This window comes from Clostridium sp. DMHC 10, assembly GCF_001270375.1.
GTDB lineage: Bacteria > Bacillota > Clostridia > Clostridiales > Clostridiaceae > Clostridium_S > Clostridium_S guangxiense.
The window spans coordinates 1,956,221-1,979,038 of sequence record NZ_LGVB01000015.1; the positions used below are offsets into that span (position 1 = coordinate 1,956,221).

21 protein-coding genes and 3 pseudogenes are annotated in these 22,818 nt (G+C 31.5%); 8 read left to right on the top strand and 16 right to left on the bottom strand.

Features of this window, described 5'->3' with window-relative positions:
- The first annotated feature begins 3 nt into the window (after positions 1–3).
- From AGR56_RS11520 to AGR56_RS11550, 7 genes and pseudogenes are all read left to right on the top strand, one after another.
- Positions 4–1,160: pseudogene (locus tag AGR56_RS11520) on the top strand (amidohydrolase).
- A 313-nt stretch (positions 1,161–1,473) separates the two neighbouring features.
- A complete protein-coding gene (locus tag AGR56_RS11525) occupies positions 1,474–2,652 on the top strand; it encodes an MFS transporter (RefSeq protein ID WP_053242364.1) in 1,179 nt (392 codons plus the stop codon).
- A 49-nt stretch (positions 2,653–2,701) separates the two neighbouring features.
- The gene (locus AGR56_RS11530; protein ID WP_053242365.1) at positions 2,702–3,253 is read left to right on the top strand and encodes a TetR/AcrR family transcriptional regulator; all 552 of its coding nucleotides are present in this window, start codon (positions 2,702–2,704) and stop codon (positions 3,251–3,253) included.
- Positions 3,254–3,408: 155 nt separating this feature from the next.
- On the top strand, positions 3,409–3,996 hold the full coding sequence (clpP, locus tag AGR56_RS11535; protein WP_053242366.1) for an ATP-dependent Clp endopeptidase proteolytic subunit ClpP: 588 nt from the start codon (positions 3,409–3,411) through the stop codon (positions 3,994–3,996).
- 17 nt (positions 3,997–4,013) lie between these two features.
- Complete coding sequence (locus AGR56_RS11540) at positions 4,014–4,406, top strand: AraC family transcriptional regulator (protein WP_053242367.1); 393 nt, start codon at positions 4,014–4,016, stop codon at positions 4,404–4,406.
- Positions 4,407–4,448: 42 nt separating this feature from the next.
- Complete coding sequence (locus tag AGR56_RS11545; protein WP_084756976.1) at positions 4,449–5,321, top strand: class I SAM-dependent methyltransferase; 873 nt, start codon at positions 4,449–4,451, stop codon at positions 5,319–5,321.
- A 229-nt stretch (positions 5,322–5,550) separates the two neighbouring features.
- On the top strand, positions 5,551–5,841 hold the full coding sequence (locus AGR56_RS11550) for a hypothetical protein (protein WP_053242368.1): 291 nt from the start codon (positions 5,551–5,553) through the stop codon (positions 5,839–5,841).
- Positions 5,842–6,038: 197 nt separating this feature from the next.
- Here AGR56_RS11550 and AGR56_RS20300 read toward each other — a convergent pair whose 3' ends face one another.
- The 10 genes from AGR56_RS20300 to AGR56_RS20785 form a co-directional block, all read right to left on the bottom strand.
- Positions 6,039–7,712: a hypothetical protein gene (locus AGR56_RS20300; protein WP_053242369.1), complete on the bottom strand. Its 1,674-nt coding sequence runs from the start codon at positions 7,710–7,712 to the stop codon at positions 6,039–6,041.
- 93 nt (positions 7,713–7,805) lie between these two features.
- Positions 7,806–9,125 (bottom strand): nucleotide sugar dehydrogenase, encoded by a 1,320-nt coding sequence (locus AGR56_RS11560; protein ID WP_198150037.1) that lies wholly within the window; start codon positions 9,123–9,125, stop codon positions 7,806–7,808.
- A 127-nt stretch (positions 9,126–9,252) separates the two neighbouring features.
- A complete protein-coding gene (locus AGR56_RS11565) occupies positions 9,253–9,993 on the bottom strand; it encodes a glycosyltransferase (protein ID WP_053242370.1) in 741 nt (246 codons plus the stop codon).
- A gap of 5 nt (positions 9,994–9,998) precedes the next feature.
- Positions 9,999–10,235 (bottom strand): hypothetical protein, encoded by a 237-nt coding sequence (locus tag AGR56_RS11570; RefSeq protein ID WP_053242371.1) that lies wholly within the window; start codon positions 10,233–10,235, stop codon positions 9,999–10,001.
- Between the two features lie 22 nt (positions 10,236–10,257).
- Positions 10,258–11,580, bottom strand: a complete 1,323-nt coding sequence (locus AGR56_RS11575) for a glycosyltransferase family 4 protein (protein ID WP_053242372.1) — start codon at positions 11,578–11,580, stop codon at positions 10,258–10,260.
- Positions 11,581–11,605: 25 nt separating this feature from the next.
- Positions 11,606–12,175: an acyltransferase gene (locus AGR56_RS11580; protein ID WP_231016708.1), complete on the bottom strand. Its 570-nt coding sequence runs from the start codon at positions 12,173–12,175 to the stop codon at positions 11,606–11,608.
- Entirely contained in the window at positions 12,156–12,671 is a 516-nt protein-coding gene (locus AGR56_RS21850) for a DegT/DnrJ/EryC1/StrS family aminotransferase (RefSeq protein WP_347460532.1), read from the bottom strand. The genes AGR56_RS11580 and AGR56_RS21850 overlap by 20 nt, the downstream gene beginning before the upstream one ends.
- The gene (locus tag AGR56_RS21855) at positions 12,665–13,276 is read right to left on the bottom strand and encodes an aminotransferase class I/II-fold pyridoxal phosphate-dependent enzyme (protein WP_242851417.1); all 612 of its coding nucleotides are present in this window, start codon (positions 13,274–13,276) and stop codon (positions 12,665–12,667) included. The genes AGR56_RS21850 and AGR56_RS21855 overlap by 7 nt, the downstream gene beginning before the upstream one ends.
- Entirely contained in the window at positions 13,269–14,219 is a 951-nt protein-coding gene (locus AGR56_RS11590) for a GDP-mannose 4,6-dehydratase (protein WP_053242373.1), read from the bottom strand. The genes AGR56_RS21855 and AGR56_RS11590 overlap by 8 nt, the downstream gene beginning before the upstream one ends.
- 164 nt (positions 14,220–14,383) lie before the next feature.
- The gene (locus AGR56_RS20785) at positions 14,384–14,545 is read right to left on the bottom strand and encodes a hypothetical protein (protein WP_198150039.1); all 162 of its coding nucleotides are present in this window, start codon (positions 14,543–14,545) and stop codon (positions 14,384–14,386) included.
- Between the two features lie 284 nt (positions 14,546–14,829).
- Here AGR56_RS20785 and AGR56_RS11595 point away from each other — a divergent pair, with 284 nt between their 5' ends.
- Positions 14,830–16,545: a methyl-accepting chemotaxis protein gene (locus AGR56_RS11595; RefSeq protein WP_053242374.1), complete on the top strand. Its 1,716-nt coding sequence runs from the start codon at positions 14,830–14,832 to the stop codon at positions 16,543–16,545.
- Positions 16,546–16,720: 175 nt separating this feature from the next.
- Here AGR56_RS11595 and AGR56_RS11600 read toward each other — a convergent pair whose 3' ends face one another.
- The 6 genes and pseudogenes from AGR56_RS11600 to purM form a co-directional block, all read right to left on the bottom strand.
- On the bottom strand, positions 16,721–17,104 hold the full coding sequence (locus AGR56_RS11600; RefSeq protein WP_198150041.1) for a GNAT family N-acetyltransferase: 384 nt from the start codon (positions 17,102–17,104) through the stop codon (positions 16,721–16,723).
- A gap of 24 nt (positions 17,105–17,128) precedes the next feature.
- Positions 17,129–18,024, bottom strand: a pseudogene (locus tag AGR56_RS11605) (MBL fold metallo-hydrolase).
- A gap of 383 nt (positions 18,025–18,407) precedes the next feature.
- Positions 18,408–19,658 carry a phosphoribosylamine--glycine ligase gene (gene purD, locus AGR56_RS11610; protein ID WP_053242375.1) on the bottom strand — a complete coding sequence of 417 codons (1,251 nt, stop codon included), beginning with the start codon at positions 19,656–19,658 and terminating at the stop codon, positions 18,408–18,410.
- A gap of 22 nt (positions 19,659–19,680) precedes the next feature.
- A pseudogene (purH, locus tag AGR56_RS11615) lies at positions 19,681–21,179 on the bottom strand (bifunctional phosphoribosylaminoimidazolecarboxamide formyltransferase/IMP cyclohydrolase).
- 36 nt (positions 21,180–21,215) lie between these two features.
- On the bottom strand, positions 21,216–21,830 hold the full coding sequence (gene purN, locus AGR56_RS11620; protein WP_053242376.1) for a phosphoribosylglycinamide formyltransferase: 615 nt from the start codon (positions 21,828–21,830) through the stop codon (positions 21,216–21,218).
- Positions 21,818–22,816 carry a phosphoribosylformylglycinamidine cyclo-ligase gene (purM, locus tag AGR56_RS11625; protein ID WP_053242377.1) on the bottom strand — a complete coding sequence of 333 codons (999 nt, stop codon included), beginning with the start codon at positions 22,814–22,816 and terminating at the stop codon, positions 21,818–21,820. Before purM ends, purN begins: the two co-directional genes overlap by 13 nt.
- Positions 22,817–22,818 lie beyond the last annotated feature (2 nt).

Sequence of the window (22,818 nt, forward strand, 5' to 3'; positions counted from 1 at the left end):
CATATGTTACTTGTGAAAAATGGTAAAATTCTTACAATGACAGGTAGAAATTATGAAAAAGGATGTGTACTTGTAGATAATGGTAAGATAGTACAAGTTGCTGAAAAAATTGGGGAAACTTCTGATATGGAAGTGATAGATGCCGAGGGATGCATTGTAATGCCTGGTATTATTGAGGCACATTGTCATATTGGTATTCATGAAGAAGATAAAGGCTTTGAAGGAGCAGATGGAAATGAAACAACAGATCCAGTTACACCATATCTTAGAGCACTTGATGCTGTAAATCCAATGGATACAGCCTTTGATGATGCTGTGAAAGCTGGAATTACAAGTGTTATGACTGGTCCCGGAAGTGCTAATGTAATTGGTGGACAATTTGTGTTTATGAAAACTAGTGGAAAATGCATTGATGATATGGTTGTTAAAGAACCTTCTGCTATGAAAATTGCTTTTGGAGAAAATCCAAAAAGAGTATACAATTCAAAGGGGAAAATGCCATCCACAAGAATGGCTACAGCTGCACTTTTGAGAGAAGCTTTAACAAAGGCTAAAGCTTATAAAGCTAAAAAGGAAAAAGCTATTAAAGCTGGTGAATTATTTGAAGAGGATTTTAAATTAGAATCTCTTATTCCTGTGCTTGAAAGAAAAATACCTCTTAAAGCGCATGCTCATAGGCAGATGACATTTTAACAGCTATTAGAATTGCAAAAGAGTTTAATGTAAGGATGACACTTGATCACTGTAGTGAAGGACAATTTATAGCTGATAAAATAAAGCAAACAGGTTTTCCAGCAATTATTGGTCCAACCCTTACAGCAAGATCAAAAATAGAAGTTCAAAATAAAACCTTTAAAACACCAGGAATACTTGCAAAAGCAGGAATCAAAGTGGCCATAACAACAGATCATCCTGTAGTACCAGTACAGTATCTTCCTATATGTGCAGGTTTTGCTGCAAAAGAAGGGCTTGGAATTGAAGAAGCCTACAAAGCTATGACTATAAATTCAGCTGAAATCTGTGGGGTTGATGACAGAGTTGGAAGTTTGGAGGTAGGTAAAGATGCTGATATAGCTATTTTTACAGGAAATCCAATGGAAGTATTTACAGAAACGAAGTACACAATTATTAATGGAAAAGTAGTATACAGTGCGAAGTAACAATACTTTGTAGCGTTAAAAAAATCCTATAAATCTAAGATTTATAGGATTTTTTTAAATCGTTCCTTTAGCATTGTTACTTCGCTCCCACGGTAGTGCAAGGAAAAAATTCCTCCGTACCTACGGAATTTTGGGCATTAGATGATAAAACTTATTCTGCTGGAAGTACTAATTAAATTATGGAAGCAATAAAATTGCTATGCAACATTAGCAATTTTTTTATTGACAAAATTATAGAAAGGTAATACCATTATTTTATGTGGAAACCAATAACACAAATGTAGTTTCTATAGTATAAGATGAGGTGATATTTTTGAAAGAAGATAAAATATTAAGAAATGAAATGATGCCAGTGTTAATGTTGAGCTTAGCTCTGGGTATTAGGCAGATGTCTATGACAATGGTAGCACCATTTATATCAACTTATAGTAAAACACTTAATTTTTATACACCTATGCTAGCGGCGGTGGCACTTGGAATATTTGGACTTACCCAAGCAATTTTTCAATTTCCTTTTGGCATTCTTAGTGATAAATTTGGAAATAAAATTATGATGGTTATTGGGCTTTTTCAAGTCATAATTGGTTTATTTATAGCGTTTTTAGCAAGAAATATTTATATTTTGATTTTTGCAAGGGCTCTTCAAGGAAGTGGAGCTATAATAGGAGTTGGTTACTCTTGGGCTTCAGAAGTAGTTGAACAAGATAAAAGGACAAAAGCCTTGAGCATTGTTGGAACTTTTGTCTCAGCATCAGCAGCATTGGCATTTGCATTAGGGCCGCTTATGCATGAATTTATGTCTGTTAACATGATGTTTTTAGTTTGTGCAATACTGCTTTTAATTAATGGAATTTATATAATTTTATTTTTAAAGGATAATGGAAAAGGTGAAAATATTGAGAAAGAGGTTTCTACATATAAAGGTTTAAAAATATTATTTAGAAACAAAAATTTTATCGTTAATAATATAGCAGCGTTTATTAATAATTTTATGATGATGTCTGTTTTTTACTTGGTTCCAATATATCTTAACAATGTAACTGGAGAAAAAGGTATTTGGAAAGTTTTTTTGCCAGCGATACTTACTGCAGTCATAGCAATGAAAGTTGCTGTTGGATTTGTAGAAAAAGGATATGATAGAGGAGTACTTACAACTGCTTTTTTAATAGCTTCAATAAGTATATGTTTTTATTTTAAAAAGCAGTCTTATGTCTTTTTATTGATTGGAACTATTCTATATTTGAGTGCATATGTAACACTTACGACCATTTTAGCAACTAACGTTAATAATTCTGTAGAAAATAGCTATAGAGGAACTGCAAATGGAATTTTCAATTCATTTCAATACATAGGTAATTTTGTTGGTCCTTTAGTTTGCGGAGCTGTTTGGACACATTCAGAAAAGTTTACATGGGTTGTTGTTATATGTGTTGGTATTCTTGGATTGTTTATGATATCTTTAAATAAAGGCTATGTTTTGAGAGAATGTTGATAACAAAGCCTAAATATAAATCCTCTAAGAAAAAAGTGGCGGTGGAAATATGAAGGGAAAAATATTAGATGTGGCAGCAGAGAAAATACAATTGTATGGCCTTAAAAAATTTACAGTGGACGAAATTGCAGCTGAACTTAAGATTAGTAAGAAGACTATTTATAAATATTTTAAAAGTAAAGATGATATAATTTTGGAGTATTTTAAAACTATCATTTCATCAGATAGGGAAAGTGTTGAAGAAACTTTGAATGGTGATAGTGATTTTTTGGAAAAGATACATAAAATAATTTACTCTAATCATAAATATAAGTTGCCGATTAAGTTAATGAATGAAGCAAGATTATTTTATCCAAGCGAATGGAATCAAGTAAACGAATTGAAAGAATTTAAATTAGAGTCAATGAAAGAACTTTTAGATACAGCATCAGCAGAGGGAAAAATCAGGTCTGATATTAATTTTTCTGTGCTTTGCAAAATGCTTGAGAGAATTAGTGATATATTTGTTGATTATGATTTTTTAATTGCTAGTAAGCTTAAAACAACTGAGGCTATTGACGAAGCGTTTAAAATTATACTGAATGGAATACTAAATAAATAGCTATATTTTAAAACAAAGCTCAACAAATAACCATAAAACTGAGCAAAAAATGTCAGACTTTTATAATTAATATTATATATACTTATATCATGGATATAGATTTACAACTTGAAATGTAGGTTCCAAGTTGTCTATGAATTTTAAGGAGTGATATTATGAGTTTAGTACCAATGGTTATAGAGCAGACAAATAGAGGAGAACGTTCCTATGATATTTATTCAAGATTGTTGAAAGATAGGATAATAGTTTTAAGTGGAGAAGTAAATGACGAAGCAGCAAGCTTGATTGTTGCGCAAATGCTATTTTTGGAAGCAGATAATCCTGATAAAGATATTAGCTTTTATATAAATAGTCCTGGAGGATCTATAACAGCGGGGCTTGCAATTTATGATACTATGAATTATATAAAGTCAGATGTGAGCACAATATGTGCAGGTTTAGCTGCTAGTATGGCCTCCTTTTTACTTGCTGCAGGAGCTAAAGGAAAACGCTTTGCACTTCCCAATAGTGAAATTTTAATACATCAGCCAATAGTAAGTGGAGGAATGCAGGGTCAGGCTACGGATATAAAAATACACACAGAATGGCTTTTAAAAATTAAGGATAAGATGAATAGAATATATAGTGATAAAACAGGGCAGCCGCTAGAAAAAATAGAAAAGGATGTAGAAAGAGATTTCTTTATGGATGCTGATGAGGCTAAACAATATGGTCTAATAGATGAAATACTTGTTAGTAAGTAAAAAGGAGGTTGATATTTGTGGATTATAGTTCTGAAGTTCAAAAAGCAATAGACTCGATTGAGAATAATTTATACGATGATATAAAGCTTTATGATATAGCTAAAAAGAGTCACCTGTCAGAATTTTATTTTCACAGGCTTTTTCATAAGGTGACAGGGGAAACTGTAATGGGTTATGTAAGAAAAAGAAGACTGTCTAAGGCGGCGTATGATTTGAAAAATACTGAGCTTACTGTTCTTGATATTGCTGTAAGATATCAATTTAGTTGTGGAGAGTCTTTTACAAGAGCTTTCAAGAAAATGTATGAAATTACACCATATGAATATAGAAAATCTAATAAAGTTATAAATTTATATAAAAAGATAAATGTATTTAGTAAGCATAATGTTTCTATGAGTATGGCAGCGTAATTCAGTTAATAGTTAGGAGTTATTGAGTTAAAGGAGTTTTTTATGGAAGATATAGAAGATTATTATAAAGGTTATGATGAATGGAATAGACTTGAGAGGCACAAAATTGAATTTGAAATTACAAAACGATATTTAAATACCTATGTAACTGAAGGAGCAAGGGTATTTGATATAGGCGGTGGGCCGGGAAGATATTCAATTTATTTGGCTAAAAGAGGTCATAAGGTAGTGCTGCTAGATTTAGTACAAAAGCATATTGATATAGCAAAAATAAAAGCAAGCGAAAATAATGTTAAAATAGAGAAATATATTTGTGATGATGCACTTAATATTTCTGAATATAATTTGGGCAAATTTGATGTGGTGCTTATAATGGGACCTTTATACCATCTTATTCATGAAGTTGATAGAAAAAAAGTAGTAGAGGATGCTTTAAAGTTTTTAAAGAAGGAGGGAATTTTAATTGCCTCATTTATATCTGCCTATGCTCCTATAATAGATGAATTTAAGTGTTCTGAAAATATCGAAACTGCTGATGAAGTAATGAAATATTTAAAGGATGGAATAAATGATGCAGAAGCAGGTTTTACTTCCGCTTACTTTATTAAGCCAGAGGAAGCAAAGAATTTTATGGAGAGCTTTAATTTAAAAGAACTGAGTTTTGCGGGAATTGAAGGAATTGGAGGACTTATAGAAAATAAATTAAAAGAACTTCCGAGTGAGCAATTTGACAGGGTTATCAATATATTGTATGAATTGTCCAATGATCCTCATATTTTTGGAAGCTCTGAGCATTATTTATATGTTGGAAAAAAAGTTGATAACAATGCAAATGGTGAAATATTCAATGTAGGAGAGGAAGCTTCAAAGAAAATTGATTATGAAAAAGACGATGATATTTTAAAAGAGCTGTAGATAGCATTAAATTAATAAATTAGAAAATCAAATATTTAAATATGGTATTGAAATTTGTAGGGCTTAATATGTCTTGAATTTATGTAAAATATATATGCTGAGGTAAGTGTTTCTTTCACGAATATAAACTTAATGAATGGGTATTATAATATTGAAGCTAAAAAGTTATAGATTTATCTATAACTTTTTAACTTCAATTATAATTTTACCAAAAAGGAGAAGATAAATTATGGATAAGAACAAAAGTGATTTAGAAGAAGCAAAAAGATTAAATAAACAATCAGCTAGTGGAATGACAAGCTCAACAAGCAGCAGTTTTACAAGTTCAGCAAGTGACAGTGGTGCACAAGAAGCAAGACAATTAAATGCAAAATCAAGACAGAATAAAGGTACAGCTGGAAGCGGAATGACAAGTTCAACAAGCAGCAGTTTTACAAGTTCAGCAGCTTCTTCTGATAGCGATTTACAAGAAGCAAAAGAAGCAAATGCAAAATCAAGAGCAAAAAAAGGTATGCAATAACCGATAAAATAAAAATGATAGCATTAGCATTGGTAGTCAATGTCTAATGTTATTATTTTTTGGAATTTGTCGAGCACTATAGTGAAGGGTTTTAACTCACTTCGTTTGTTAAAAGACTAAGGTTTTCGCTATGCGAAAGGTGAAGGGTTTTACGGTTGGATCGATGTCAATATTTTAGACACAAAAAGTCGAACTTTTTATGCAATTTTTCTTGATAGCTCCTCACATTGTTGAGGAGTTATATATCCAATACTTCCATGTATCCTTCTTTTATTGTACCAAGCTTCTATATATGCTAATCTATCTATTGTTCCTACTGAGCTCAACCTCGTTACTGTTCCAACTGCAGCAACTCTTCCAATTGTTGCTACTGATGCTAATCTATCTATTGTGCCTACTGAACTTAATCTAGTTACGGTTCCGACTGCGGCAACTCTTCCAATTGTTGCTACAGAAGCCAATCTGTCTATGGTTCCGACTGAACTTAATCTTGTTATGGTTCCGACTGCAGCAATTCTTCCGATTGTGGCTACTGATGCTAATCTATCTATTGTTCCTACTGAGCTCAACCTCGTTACTGTTCCAACTGCAGCAACTCTTCCAATTGTTGCTACTGATGCTAATCTATCTATTGTTCCTACTGAGCTCAACCTCGTTACTGTGCCGACTCCTGAAACTCTTCCGATTGTTGCTACTGATGCTAATCTATCTATTGTTCCTACTGAACTCAACCTCGTTACTGTTCCAACTGCGGCAACTCTTCCAATTGTTGCTACAGAAGCCAATCTGTCTATGGTTCCGACTGCAGCAATTCTTCCGATTGTGGCTACTGATGCTAATCTATCTATTGTTCCGACTGAACTTAATCTTGTTACTGTGCCGACTGCACTGATTTTACTTATTGTGGCTACCGATGCTAATCTATCTATTGTTCCGACTGAACTTAATCTTGTTACTGTGCCGACTGCAGCAACTCTTCCGATTGTGGCTACTGATGCTAATCTATCTATTGTTCCGACTGAACTTAATCTAGTTACGGTTCCGACTGCGGCAACTCTTCCAATTGTTGCTACGGAAGCCAATCTGTCTATGGTTCCGACTGAGCTCAACCTTGTTACGGTGCCGACTCCTGAAACTCTTCCGATTGTGGCTACTGATGCTAATCTGTCTATTGTTCCGACTGAACTTAATCTTGTTACTGTGCCGACTGCAGCAACTCTTCCGATTGTGGCTACTGATGATAATCTATCTATTGTTCCGACTGAACTTAATCTTGTTACTGTGCCGACTGCACTGATTTTACTTATTGTGGCTACCGATGCTAATCTATCTATCGTCCCGACTGAACTTAATTTTGTTACGGTGCCGACTCCTGAAATTCTTCCGATTGTGGCTACTGATGCTAATCTATCTATTGTGCCTACTGAGCTTAATTTTGTTACTGTTCCAACTGCGGCAACTCTTCCGATTGTGGCTACTGATGCTAATCTATCTATTGTGCCCACTGAACTTAATCTTGTTACTGTTCCAACTCCTGAAATTTTTCCGATTGTAGCTACTGATGCTAATCTGTCTATTGTGCCCACTGAACTTAATCTCGTTACTGTGCCTACTGCACTAATTTTACTTATTGTTGCTACGGATGCTAATCTATCTATCGTGCCTACTGAACTTAATTTTGTTACTGTGCCTACCGTTCCTAATTTGTCCACAGTTCCAACTGTACCTATTCTACTTACTGTTCCCATAGCAGAAACAAGTAGTTTTCCGTCTGCATCAACTTCAACAGGCACAGCTTTACCAGCATTTAAACCATATATCTGTGTTTTCAATTGGCTAGCAGAGTTTTGAAACACTATGCTATTTGCCATAGTTTATCACTCCTTAATCCCGTTACAAATGAAGCAACTTTTAGCTTCATTATATTATACTTATTCACATACAGATGTGTTAAAATATTATTATTATAACAATTCAATATTACATCTATCTGAAATACCGCTAGTTGCATTTCTAGTATCAAAAACACACTTCGAGTACTTTTGTATAAGCTTGTAATCGTATTTGCTATGAGCGGTAGTTATTATTACAAGATCACTATTCTCCAAAACCTCTTTAGTAAGCTCTTTCGCACCACTATATTCTTTTCCATCATATTTATACACAGGAATATATGGATCATAAAAATTTACTACGGCACCTTCTTTTTTGAATTTTTCTATTATCCTAAGAGCAGGACTTTCTCTATAATCATCTATATCACTTTTATAGGCTATCCCTAATATCAAAATTTTTGAATTAACTAGTGCCTTTCCAAACTTATTCAACATTTTTATTGATCTCTCTAAAATATATTGAGACATATAGTTGTTTATTTCACCAGAAGTTTCTATAAGTCTAGTGTGATAATCATATTCTCTAGCTTTCCAGGTAAGATAATAAGGATCTAATGGTATACAGTGTCCCCCAAGTCCAGGTCCAGGATAAAATGCTTGAAATCCATATGGTTTTGTTTTTGCTGCCTCTATAACTTCCCATATATTAATTTTCATCTTATTGCAAATGATTGCCATTTCATTTATTAAACCAATATTAATATTTCTATAGGTGTTTTCGAGAATTTTTTCCATTTCCGCAACCTTTGGACTTGAAACCTTATATACTTCACTTTCAAGTATACTGCTGTAAAATAAAGCTGCTAATTCAGTGCTCTCCTTCCCTATTCCGCCAACAACCTTAGGAGTATTCTTAGTTTTATACACTAAATTACCAGGATCAACTCTCTCTGGGGAAAATGCAAGATAAAAATCACTCTCACATTTCAATGTGGATACTCGTTCCAATATTGGCATAACAAGTTCTTCGGTTGTGCCTGGATAGGTTGTGCTTTCAAGTATCACAAGCATATTTTTGTGCATATTAGCTGCAACAGCCTCGGTTGAAGATTTAACATAACTTATATCTGGTTGTTGATGCTTATCAAGAGGTGTTGGAACACATATCAAAATAACATCTACATTATTTATAAATTTAAAATTAGAAGTAGCTGTAAGTTTGCCACCACTTATTACTTTCTTAAATACTTCATCCTTTATATCATCTATATAATTATCACCTGAATTAATCATATCAACCTTTTTTTGTTGTATATCAAAACCAATTACATTATATCCTTTAACTGAAGTTTGTACAGCAAGTGGCAAGCCTACATATCCTAGACCTATTATACCCACTATGGCTGTTTTATTCTTAATTTTGTTTATTAATTTTTCTTTACTTTGCAAAATAAAGCACTCCTTTAAGCGAATAATTGAAATGATAGCCACGTATTTCGACAAATTATTAGTTTTCATATAAAACATGCTATTACATTATATTTTATCAAATGAAAATTTGTTAAAAAAGCATTACTTATAATTTACTATGATCATCAATATATCTTTCAAATTTCTTTACAAAACTGCTAAAAGTTAATTCTCTACTATCAACCTTCCTACTGCCTTGAACATAATTTCTATAGCTGTTATTCTCTATTAAATTCTTAGCTAGCATAAATAAGGCCTCAAAATCATCTACTTTAGGAAATATTTCATCTGCCTCTTTGTATAAATATGATATGGTGTAATACCCTGCAAGCATTGAGTCAAATACTCTACCATCTTCTTCATTTTCACCAAAAGTTATTATAGGCAATCCTGCATAGTATGCTTCTTCAACCGCATAACCTCCTGGTATATTATGCGAATTCAAATAAAAATCACAGCTTTTTAAATAGGATGAAGCATTTAAATTAAAGCCTAAAAAAAATATGCTTTTATTTAATAAAAAGGTTTCTGGTACATACTTTTTAAATTCGCTATACTCACATCCAAAAACTGCAAAGCATACATTATCTATTTCAGAAACAAGCTTTATTACAAATTTCCAAAATAGTTCACTTTTATACTTCATGCTCCTTCCAACTGATACTATTACCCTCTTATCATTATCAACATGAAGTAGTTCCCTTACATTAAGGCTCCTATCTATCTTATCTGTATTTATAGGTGATATAACATCAAACATATTTTTACAGCAATTACCTTTTTTCATATATGCATATACAAAATCAACTTTTCCGTCAAAATATGGCTCTGGCTGCTGAAACTGCATTAATCCTATTGACTTGCATGTTTTTTTAATAATGGATACAGTGGAACACCTATAGGTGCATAATACATTGATGAATAAACACAATAGTTAATATTATTTTCACTTATAAACTTATAAAATTCCATAAACTTATCTTCTATAGTTTTCCCTTTAGGTACTAACAAATTTATATTTAGTTTTGAAAAACACTCTATGCTTTCATAAGCATTATTAAATTCATCTTTACTTAAAAGGCTTAGCACCGAGTAACTATATTCTGCTTTATCAATTTTTATTTAAATAGTTTATAAAAAATTGAATAACGCTTTGCTTTATATCTAAACCATTTAATATAAAAAGCATATTCTTACTTTTTATATTTTTATCTTTGTTTTTAAAATATAGATCATAGTATTTGGTAAAAAACTCCTCACCAATCAACTCCATTTTCTTATATGCGCTATCATCTATATATTTAAATCTACTGTAACTATTAAATTTTCTATACATATTTCCATAATAATAGTTAAACTTACTAGTATAATCATATCTGCTTCTTACAAACCATTGTGATATATACTTCATATATTTTTTTTCCATATTATTATCAAGTAAGAAATTAAATAGGTTTTCTGAATTTACAATATCGTCACAGTTTGCCTTGAATTTCTCCTTCATCAAACTAACTTGGTCTAATATATCAAATTTTATAATATTTTTAATTTCCTCAACTTGTTTATTTAATGAATAATTATACTGAATAAAATTTCTATATTCTTTAGAATTATATTTATCTTCAGAAATCATTTGAACTGCTTCGCTTATGGTATTCCAGATATATTCTTTAGGATATATTGTTTTAGCTCCCACAAAATTATGCACTATAGGCTTTATACCTTTAGTCATGGCCTGCATAATACTCATATTCTGTGATTCTAAAATACTTGTGCACAAAATATAATTCTTATCTTCCAGCCATTTATCTAAATCGTTTTGCCACCCATCATATATTACATTATTCTCTATTGAGAATTCTTTTATCATCTGCTGAAAATACAAGATATCTCTATAATCCTGAAAGCTTCCTGCAATATACAATTTATATTTATTATTTTTATCGTAAATGGCTTTGAAAGCGTGTAAAAGTAACATTGGTCCTTTTTTATAATTAATATATCCCACATAAGCTATATTAAAGCCAACATTTCTATTCTTGAATTTATATTTTGATAAATCTATTCCATTTGGAATTACTTCAGTTTTACTTTTATTTAAATTAAATCTTTTAATAGAAAAATCCCGTATATGACTAGATACGAATATAAGCTTATCTACATTTTCCCAGTTTACATTTGCAGGATAAGCATTAAATGCTTCATAACTATGCAGCCTACATATAACTTTTTTTTCTTTAGCTACCTCAAGCTTACTTCCATATACTATTAGTTCATCACACCATTCAAACCAACAAACATCTGCCCACTGCATTCCCTCATCAATTTGGTTGTAATTTGTAACAATAGTCTTTCTAACCTCATATTCATCTGAAATTCTTATTATTATATCTGAAAGAAAATTATCTAGCCCTTGTTTAACAAAAAAAACCACTTTTTTTTTTCATTGAACCACACCTTTAATCCTCATTATTAAAGTATTTTATTTTATAGACACCATCTTCATTTACTACCTCACCTACAATTCTTATTGGTGTACCAAAAGCAACACTATTATCTGGTATATTCTTGTTTACAAAACTATTTGCACCTATTATACATTTATCACCTACTATAATATTTTGCTTTATTACGGACATGCTCCCTATATAGGTGTTCTTACCAATATGCACATCGCCCCTTTTAAATGGTACCTTTCCACCACTTACTACGTGCATCGAAGAATCGTGAGTATATATATTAACTCCTGTGCTAATATTACAATTATCACCTATTTCAACCTTTCCATTGATTCCTTCTATCATAGTAAAGGGTCCAATCCAAACATTTTTTCCAATGATAACATTCCCCATAATAACGCTAGTGTCATATATACTGCTTCCTTCTCCACAATTTAAATATTTTGCTTTCTCCCATCTATCAAAAAATAATTCATTAGTTGGCAAAACCCTGTTCCATTTTTTATGCATTTCTTCTCTTTTGCTATGAGTATAGTTTTTAAGTTCCTCTTCAAATTTTATTTTTATCACCCCATAGTATTGATTTTTTTATACAATCACATATAAATTTTATCTCTTTCAAATCAAGTTCATAATACATTGGAAGTGCCAGTCCTTTTTTATATGAATATAGGGAGTTTTGAAAATTTTCATCATTAAGCTTATACTTATTTCTATAATAACTCTGACAGTGTACAGCATAGGCTCCTAAATTACTCTCTACACCATTCTCCTTTAATTTTTCTTTTACAAAATCCCTATTTATGCTATTATGAAGCAGAACATGATACGTTTGATAAATGTGCTTACCATAACCTTTTTCACATGGAATAGTTAGTAAAGTTTCATCTTTTAAAAACTTATTATATTCGTCAGCAATTTGCTTTCTGTAATCCATCATTTCTTTAATTTTTTTCATTTGCGCTATTCCTATAGCTGCTTGAATATCGGTCATCCTATAATTAAATCCAGCTTCAACAAAATCCGCCTTTCCATTTATACTTTTTTCGCCATGATTTCTTAAAATTCTAACTTTTTTGCTATTTCTTCATTATTAGTTGCAATCATTCCACCTTCCCCTGTAGTAATTGGCTTTCTTGCATGGAAGCTAAAACATCCAACTTTCCCTATGGTTCCTACTTTTTCACCTTTATACTCCGTTCCCAAAGCGCACGCTGCATCTTCTACTACCTTTAATTTATACTTACGTGCTATATCCATTATTTTGTCCATATCAGCACTCTGACCAAATTCGTGCACAGGAATAATAGCTTTAGCTTTTTCTGTTATTTTTTCTTCTATTCTATCTGCATCCATACAAAAACTATCCAAGTTTATATCCACAAATTTTGTATTTGCTCCTACAAGTTCTACCGCATTTGCTGTAGCTGGAAATGTAAAATCTGGTACAATAACTTCATCTCCTTTTTTTACGCCTACAGCTAAAAGTGCAAGATGAAGTGCAGCCGTTCCGCTGCTTACAGCTATACAGTATTTCACCCTGAGATACCTTGAAATAATTTCTTCAAATTGTCTTACCTTTTCTCCTTGAACCAAATACCTTGAATTTAAAACTTTTGTTACCTCCTCTATTTCATCCCTTTTTATATACGGAAGCGATAATCTAATCATCCTTCATTCTCCTATACCATTCTATTGTTTTATTTAATCCTTTTAACAAATCATACTTAGGATTAAAACCAAGTAACCTTATTGCCTTTTCTATGCTTGGCACTCTTAATTCAACATCTTCATAATTTTTAGGTACATATATAATTTTTGATTTAGAATTTGCAACCTGCTTTATAAGCTGTGCTAGCATACCTATAGTTATAGTACCTTTAGGATTACCAATGTTAAAAGAATTGCCTATTGCTTTATCGCTTTCAAGGCACAATTTTATTCCATCTATGAAATCATCTATATAACACCATGACCTTATTTGATCTCCATCTCCATGCACTTTAATTGTTTTATTCTTTATAGCTCTTACTATAAATTCATGAATTGCACCTTCTCCTACTTGACCCGGTCCATATATATTAAATGGCCTTACCGTTACAGTTTTAAGGCCATATTCTTTATAGTAACTATTTGTAAGATGTTCAGCCGCAAGCTTACTTACTGAATACGTCCATCTAGCTTCCCCTACAGGTGCTAAATTTGTTGTGCTATTTTCATTTACTTTGTAGGCGTAAACACCAAAAACTTCACTAGTAGAAAAATCAATAAATCGTTCTATACTATTTGAATATTCTTTAATAGCTTCTAATATATTAAAAGTTCCTATCATATTCACCTTCATAGTGTTTACAGGCTCTTTAATTACTGTATCTATTCCTGCTATTGCTGCAAGGTGAATAATAATATTGGGTTTGAATTTATCTACAACTTTCTTTAAAAATGAAAAATCTAAAATATCTCCCTTAACTAAGGTCACATTTCTTTTATTAGTTAAAGGTGTGTTTTTTACTGCATTTCTTTTCAAATTATCATATATTAAAATTTGATTACCTTCTAACAATTCTGTGCATAATCGTGCTCCAATAAATCCTGCTCCACCTGTTAATAATATTTTTTATTTTTCACATTAATCACACCTTAAAAATAATTTTGCATACGTAAATCACTATATTATATTTTAAAATATATTTTTTTGTTGATTTTATATAAAATATAGAGCACATGATAACAAACCACTAAGCTTGCATCATGCGCTCTATACTTTCCTAAAAAGCATTACATAACCACTATATTGTTTTTTCTGTTAGCTCTGTAAAGATAACATGGATTTTGAATGCAAAATATATAAGATTCATTTTCATTCTTGTATTTAACTATACCGTACAAGCCTTTCCATTCATTGTTATCTTCTATTCTAACAATACTGCCAATATCCAACCAAATGCACCTCACTTTATGCGACCTACAAGTATACATATTAACCATAAATGCAAATGTTATACATAACATTTAAATGTATTTTTTAATTGAGTATCTTTCTAACATTACAGCCCACATTTTAACATAATTATACACAAAAATATAGAAAATACACATATATTTATTTTATATGCCCTTATATTGACAAAATACAAGTTAAGCTATAATATTTAAATTGTTGTAAACACATTTTATAATCATCAAATTTCATTTTGATCAAAATTCAAGAGGTGTATTCATATATGTTAAAAAAATTAAAGATATCGCAAAAATTAATTGCTGTAAACATAATAAGTATTTTATTTCTAATATCGGTTGGAATTATAGGAATCATAAATATGAAAGCAATGAACAATAATACAAATAGCCTATACAACAACAACTTGTTAAGTCTTGAATATTTATATTCTATACAAAACAACATAAATTTAGGTTTATCAGACGTAGAGCACAGTATAAATCCAAATTTCAAAGATGATATAAATTCTTCTGAAAATCATCTCCAAGGTCTTACCGATGTAACTAACAGTACCATATCTCAAATTGAAGAGATTGGACATTTGTCTTCTCAAGAAAAAAAAGATTTAGCACAAGTAAAAAGTCTTTTGTCTGAATACAGAGCTACTAAAGATAATATATATAAAGCTGTAGATCATGGAGATTACAACTCTGCATCTAAAATATATTCCGAACAATACAGCGGCATGAGGGAACAGCTTATTTCAGCTTTAAATACCGTAATAAAAGATGATATATCGGTGGCGAAAAACGTTTCAATTTCAAATCATAAGGTCTATATGGATTCATTTGTTGTACAAGTTATAATCATAATAATTGCAGCAATACTTTTGTCAATATTAGGAACAATAATGTCATTATGGCTAAAAAAGAGAATAAAAAATATAATAAATTTTGCTGATAGCTTATCAAAGGGTGATCTCATTCATGAAATAAAAATAAATTATAATGATGAAATTGGGACTATGGGAAAAGCTTTGAATACAGCTACAGAAAATATGAAAAATCTTATTTTAGAACTTGTAAATGATATGAAGGTTTTAGCAAACTCCAGCGAAGATATAACAGCCTCAATGGAGGAAGTTTCAGCTAGCATGTTTAACATAAAAGAATCCACTGAATTAATATCCAGCGATAATATAAAATTGAATTCTTCTACAAGTGAAGTAAGTTCATCTACAAATGAAATTAATAATCAATCTATTGAACTTAGTAAAAAATCTATAGATAGCAACAAAATTTCATCTGAAATTATGAAAAGAGCTGCAAACATCAAAACTAAAGCTGATAATTCATCTAAAAACATTAATAATTTATACTCAATAAAAAAGGCTGAAGTTAAAAAAGCAATTTCTGATATTAAAGTTGTGAATGAAATAAATACTATGGCTCAAGATATTGAAGAGATATCAGAGCAAACAAATTTATTAGCACTTAATGCATCTATAGAGGCTGCTCGGGCTGGTGAGGCTGGGAAAGGCTTTGTAGTAGTTGCCGAAGAAGTTAGAAAACTTGCAGAGCAATCCAACAATATTGTAGCAAAAATAAAAGCAAATGTAGGTAAAGCTACAGCGGTTACAAGCAATTTAGCTGGTCATGCTAATGACATTCTTGAATTTATAAATTCACAAATCATGTCTGATTATGAAATGTTAACGCGCATTGGCGAGCAGTACAAAAGTGATGCTCAGTTTATATCCGAAATGTCTAATAAAATATCAGCATCAACAATTTCAATTAAAAATAATATATCAAAGGTAAATCCTGTTATCTTAAATATATCATCTGCCTCTGAGGAGTCCTCTTCAAATTCCGAAGAAATACTTGCAAGTATTACGGAAACTAGTTCTGCCTTAGAGCATATAGCAAAACAATCTCAAAAGGCCTCTGAACTATCTAAAAAGATAAATGAAATGATTTCTAAATTTCAGGTAAAATAAAACCATGTTATAGATAGGCAACGTGAAACTTGAAAATTTCAAGTTTCACGTTGCCTATCTATATTTATCCAATATCTACAAATACCATGAAATATATCTTGAAGTTTACCATTGTTCCTTTCTATAATTTTTCTAGATGGCATATTGCCTTTAATGCACGTTATAAATACTTTATTTACACCACTTTTTTTTTTGCTTCTTTTAAAAGTTCTTTTAAAAGAATATTGCCATATCCTTTTCTTCTTTCCGAAGGTCTTATAGTATATCCAATATGCCCACCAACTTCTTTTAATCTATCATTTAAATGATGCCTTAGCTTACCAATTCCTACAGGTCTATCATTTATATAAAGCCAATAAATAGTTTGTGGTACATATCTTGAGCTCAAATTCATTCCTCGCGACAATTCGAAATGACCTTCTAAATAACTTTTAAATTCGTCATAGCATATTCGGTATCCTCCATTTATAAAGCCATTTTCTCCCGGTCCAATTTCTTTAATCATTGCAAATATGTCTGTGCCATCATAAATTGACAGCTCCTTTAGCTTAATTTCCATGGATTATTACTTCCTTAAAGTGCTTTATTGTGGTTTTTTAAAATAATATAAATTTCCATCTTCAATAGAATATTCAAGTAAATTCTTGTTGTATAAATATGAAATAAAAGCAGCTACGGAAGCAAGATTTATATAATATTCGTTAAAATCCATAGTTAATTCGTTTAAAACAGCTAAGTTTTCAAGCAGATTTTCCTTAGTAAGCGGCTGGTCAAATAGTTCCATTACCTGTTTTTCATAATTATCTATATTACTTAAATTTTTATCTATAACAGGAATAAATTCTTCTTTTGTGAGTATCTTATCACTATGTCCTATTACAAAATAATCGGCATCGATATCTTTTAAGTAATTTAAAGTCTCTTTCTCTAAGTTTACGTCATAAAGATATGGAAGCGAATGCTTTTTAATATTCTCAACAGAAAAAATGCCGTCTCCAACAAAACAAACTTTTTCATGAGTAATTATTCCTATTAAATCTATTGTATGCCCCTTTAGCTTATAACCTCAATTTTTTCATCGCCTATTTTATTTTCCCCTTCATTTGCAATAAAATCAACCATAAACGGCTTGTTACTTTTATGTATATCCTTCACAGGACTTGCTCCAAAAAGACCATAAGGATACAGATAAGGATTTTCCATACTTATTTTTTCCTTTTCAGAAGCATAAACAATACATCCAGGATATGTATTTTGAAAATAAGCATTGCCACCACAGTGATCCAAATGATGATGAGTATTTATTATATATTTAGGATGAAGTCCATTCTTCGCCAACACTTCATCTATTTTTCTAGCATCACTATTGTCCTTTCCTGTATCTATAAGAAGACAATTTTTGTTTTTAAATACGTATACTCCTATATTAGTTGGAGCATTTATATAATATGTATTACCTTTTATTTTTGTTAGTTCCATAATCTTATTATTAGACAAGTTCTTAGTATTAGTTAAAATGATCACTCAAATATTGTCCAATATTACCTCCCTTTTAATTATTATACTGTTAATTGACCTCAAAATTCAATAACCATTCCAACATTAAACCTTTTGTATTAATATTGTTTTCTTTCACCTAGTCAATCAACTACCTCAATATAATCCAATATATTTTAAATGTGGAAGCGAAGTAACAGCGCTGAAGGAACAATTTAAAAAAATTCTAATAAATCTTGATGAAAAAATCTAAAATACTTAGATATTTCAATTTGTCTGAGCTCTGGGAGTTATTGAAATATCTTAGGATTTTACGATTTTTTCATCTTAGATTTATAGAATTTTTTTAACGTTACAAAGCACTGTTACTTCGCTCTTCCTATATCGTTTCTATAATATATTCCTTCAAACTTAACTTTCTTTATATCACTGTAGGCTTTATCTATTGCGTCATCTAAACTGTTTCCTCTTGCTGAAGTGCAAAGCACCCTTCCACCTGCTGTTTTATAAACTCCATTTTCTAAGGTGACTCCAGCACAAAAAACTTTATCATTTACATCATCTATGCCTGTTATTTCATAACCCGTTTTATAACTCTTAGGATATCCCTTTGAAGCAGCAACTACGCAGCAAGCATTGCCATCATACCATTGAAGATCAAAATCTGATAATTTTTTATCCAAAGCTGAATTTATAATATCTACCAAATCACTCTTCATAAGATAAAGTACAACTTGAGTTTCTGGGTCTCCAAGTCTAACATTATATTCAAGAAGATAAACTCCTTTTTTAGTTATCATGATTCCAAAGAATATTATTCCCGTAAAATCCATATCTTCTTCTTGTATTCCTTTTAAAGTAGGCTTCAAAATATTCTTATCAAAGCTTTCAAGAACTTCTTTTGTACAATATGGATTTGGGGCAATAGCTCCCATACCTCCTGTATTAGGTCCCTTATTGTCATCAAAAATTTGCTTGTGATCCTTAGCTGAAACAAAAGGAAGTATAGTTTTGCCATCTGTTATTGATAAGATAGATGCTTCTACACCTTCTAAATACTCTTCTACTACTACTTTTTTACCTGATCCTTTAAACACATCATCAACCATGAATGATTTTATAGTGTCTTCTGCCATGTCATAGCTTTCGCAAATAACGACACCTTTTCCTGCTGCTAATCCATCTGCCTTTATAACTATAGGATAAGAACATTTTTTTAAGTATGAAATTGAACTTTCTGCATCTGTAAACACTGCATACTCTGCTGTTTTTACATTGTACTTTTTCATAAAATCCTTTGAAAAAGCTTTACTTCCTTCAAGTCCGGCAGCATACTTATTAGGTCCAAATACTCTTAAACCTTCTTTTTTAAAATCATCAACTATTCCATCTACAAGAGGTGCTTCAGGTCCAACCACTGTAAGTGAAATATTATTTTCTTTTGCAAATTTTAAAAGTTCACAATTTTTATGAAACTCTACATTTTCACATTTTGCTTCTTTTGCTGTTCCACCATTTCCAGGTGCGCAATAGATTTTTTCAACTTCAGAATTTTGTGCCATTTTCCAAGCCATAGCATGCTCTCTTCCACCAGAGCCTATAAGTAAAATCTTCATAATAAACCTCCAAAAACCTTAATTAATGTTTAAAATGCCTTATACCTGTCATAACCATAGAAATTCCATACTTATTACATTCATCTATAGATTCTTGATCCCTTATTGATCCACCAGGCTGAATTATGGCTTTTATACCGTGCTTTGAAGCCTCTTCTACAATATCTCCAAATGGGAAAAATGCATCTGAAGCAAGAACTGTAGCTCCCTTTCCTCTCTCCATAGCATCTTGTGCCGGCCAAATTCTATTAACTTGTCCGCCACCTATTCCTTTTGTAGCTCCATCTTGTACAACCACTATAGCATTTGATTTTACATACTTTACAACCTTCATACCAAAAATCATATCTCTTTTTTCCGCTTCACTTGGTGCCTTTTCAGTAACAATCTTCATATCTTCTATAAGCTTATCATCTGCACTTTGAACCAAAATAGCTCCATCAACCTTTGCAAGTTCGAATTTATCTGAAGGCTTTTTAGCAGCTTTTATAACTCTTAAGTTTTTCTTTCTTTTTAAAACCTCCAAAGCATCTGGAGTAAAATCAGGTGCTACTATTATTTCAAGGAATATCTTTGCCATTTCTTCTGCCGCTTCTTTATCAACAGTTTTATTTAAAGCAACTATTCCACCAAAAATAGAAGTTGAATCACAATCATAAGCCTTCTTATAAGCCTCATAAGGAGTTTCTCCCATAGCAACACCACATGGGGTATTGTGTTTTAAGGCACAGCATACAAGCTCATCAAATTCTGAAACTACTTTCCATGCAATGTCCATATCCTTTATGTTATTGTATGAAAGTTCCTTTCCATTAAGCTGATCAAAATCTTTCATAGCTCCGCTTCCTGTTGCTGCTTCATAGAATGCTGCTGATTGATGTGGATTTTCGCCATATCTTAAATCCATTTTCTTTTTATATGGTATAGTTAAATATTCAGGATATTCATCTTCAAGAAGAAATCTACTTATAGCTCCATCATAAGCTGACATTAAGTTAAATACTTTACCCGCAAGCTTTCTTTTTACAGCGTATTCTACTTCTCCATTTTTTCAATCTGTTCCATTACTTCTTTATAATCATTTACATCTGTAAGTACTGTTACATCTTGAAAGTTTTTAGCTGCTGCTCTTATCATTGTAGGTCCACCAATATCTATAAATTCAACTTTTTCTTGAAATGTAATATCACTATCCACTTTATCAAAAAAAGGATATAAATTTACAACTACCATATCTATTGGTTTTATTCCTTTATTCTCAATAGCCTTCATGTGTTCTTCATTTCCTCTTATGGCTAAAATTCCTCCATGTATAAAAGGATGAAGTGTTTTAACTCTTCCATCAAGCATTTCATCAAAACCTGTTACATCTGAAACTTCAACTACAGGAATTCCATTTTCTTTGAGATATTTAAAAGTCCCTCCTGTAGAAATTATTTCTACTCCCTTTTTATTTAAAAACTGTGCAAATTCTAAAACTCCATCCTTATTAAAAACACTTATAATCGCTCTTTTTAACATAATAAACTTATACTCCTTTTCTATATATAAAGTTAATTAAGCCTTTAATGATACATGCCTTCCAACCTTTTTTATTTTTCCCTCAGCTAGAAGTTTAACTGCCATAGGTAAAATTTTATGTTCTTCCACTAAAATTCTCTTTTGAAGAGTTTCAGCAGTGTCATCACAAAGAACCTCCACAGCTTTTTGAAGTATTATTGCTCCTGTATCAGTCCCTTCATCTACGAAGTGAACTGTACATCCAGAAATTTTAACTCCGTATTCTATAGCCTTTTCATGAACCTTAAGTCCGTACATTCCATTGCCGCAAAATGAAGGGATAAGAGATGGATGTATATTTATTATTTTATCCTTAAATTCATGAAGTAAATCACCATTTAATATAGAAAGAAATCCTGCGAGAACTATTAAATCTACTTTGCCCCTAAGTAAATTTAACACTTCATCTGAAACCTTTCCTTTGTACTCTTTTCTATCAAAAACATAAGTTTTTATTCCATGCTTTTTTGCACGTTCTATTCCAAAAGCCCCTTTTTTATCGCTTACGACAGCCTCGATTACTGCGCCCACTATTTCCTTATTTTCAATTGCATCTATTATTGACTGAAGATCTGTTCCACCACCGGATATTAGAACAGCTATTTTAAACATACTCCATTACCTCCAGCTTTTACATATCCTATCTCATATGCCTTTTCTCCCATATCTTTAAGAGAAGAAAGAACATCTTCTGCATCATCCTTAGAGACACATAATACGAAGCCTATCCCCATGTTGAAAGTGTTAAACATATGCTCTTCGTCAACTCCAAGAGACATTATATGTTTAAATATTGCTGGAACTTCAAAGCTATTTTTGTTTACTACAGCTGTAAATTCTCCTTTAAACATTCTAGGCATGTTTTCATAAAAACCGCCCCCAGTTATATGCGCCATACCCCTTATTTCAAAGTTTTCTAAAAGTTTAAGTACTGGTTTTACATATATTCTAGTTGGAGTTAAAAGAACTTCTCCCATTTTCTTTCCGTTAAATTCTTCATCAAAATTAGTTATAAGCTTTCTAACTAAAGAATATCCATTACTGTGAATTCCTGAAGAAGCAATTCCTATGAGCACATCTCCATCCTCAATTTTACTTCCATCAATTATTTTGTTTTTATCAACTATTCCAACAGCAAAACCGGCAAGGTCATATTCTCCTTCTTTATAAAAGCCAGGCATTTCAGCTGTTTCTCCACCTATAAGAGCACACATTGCATCGCTGCAGCCTTCGGAAACGCCCTTTACAAGATCTGCTGCTACGTTTGCTTCAAGTTTACCACATGCTATATAGTCAAGAAAAAATATTGGTTTTGCTCCATGACACAATATATCATTTACGCACATTGCAGTACAGTCTATTCCTACAGTATCATATTTCTTAGTTTCGAAGGCTACTGCAAGTTTTGTTCCAACTCCATCAGTTCCAGATACAAGAACTGGATTTTCATAACCTTTTCCTATTTCAAACATACCTGCAAAACTTCCAAGATTATTTATAACTCCAGGTATAAAAGTTTTTGAAGCATATTCTTTCATTAACTTTACAGATTTATACCCCTCTTCTATATTAACTCCACTGTCTTTATATGTTACCATTC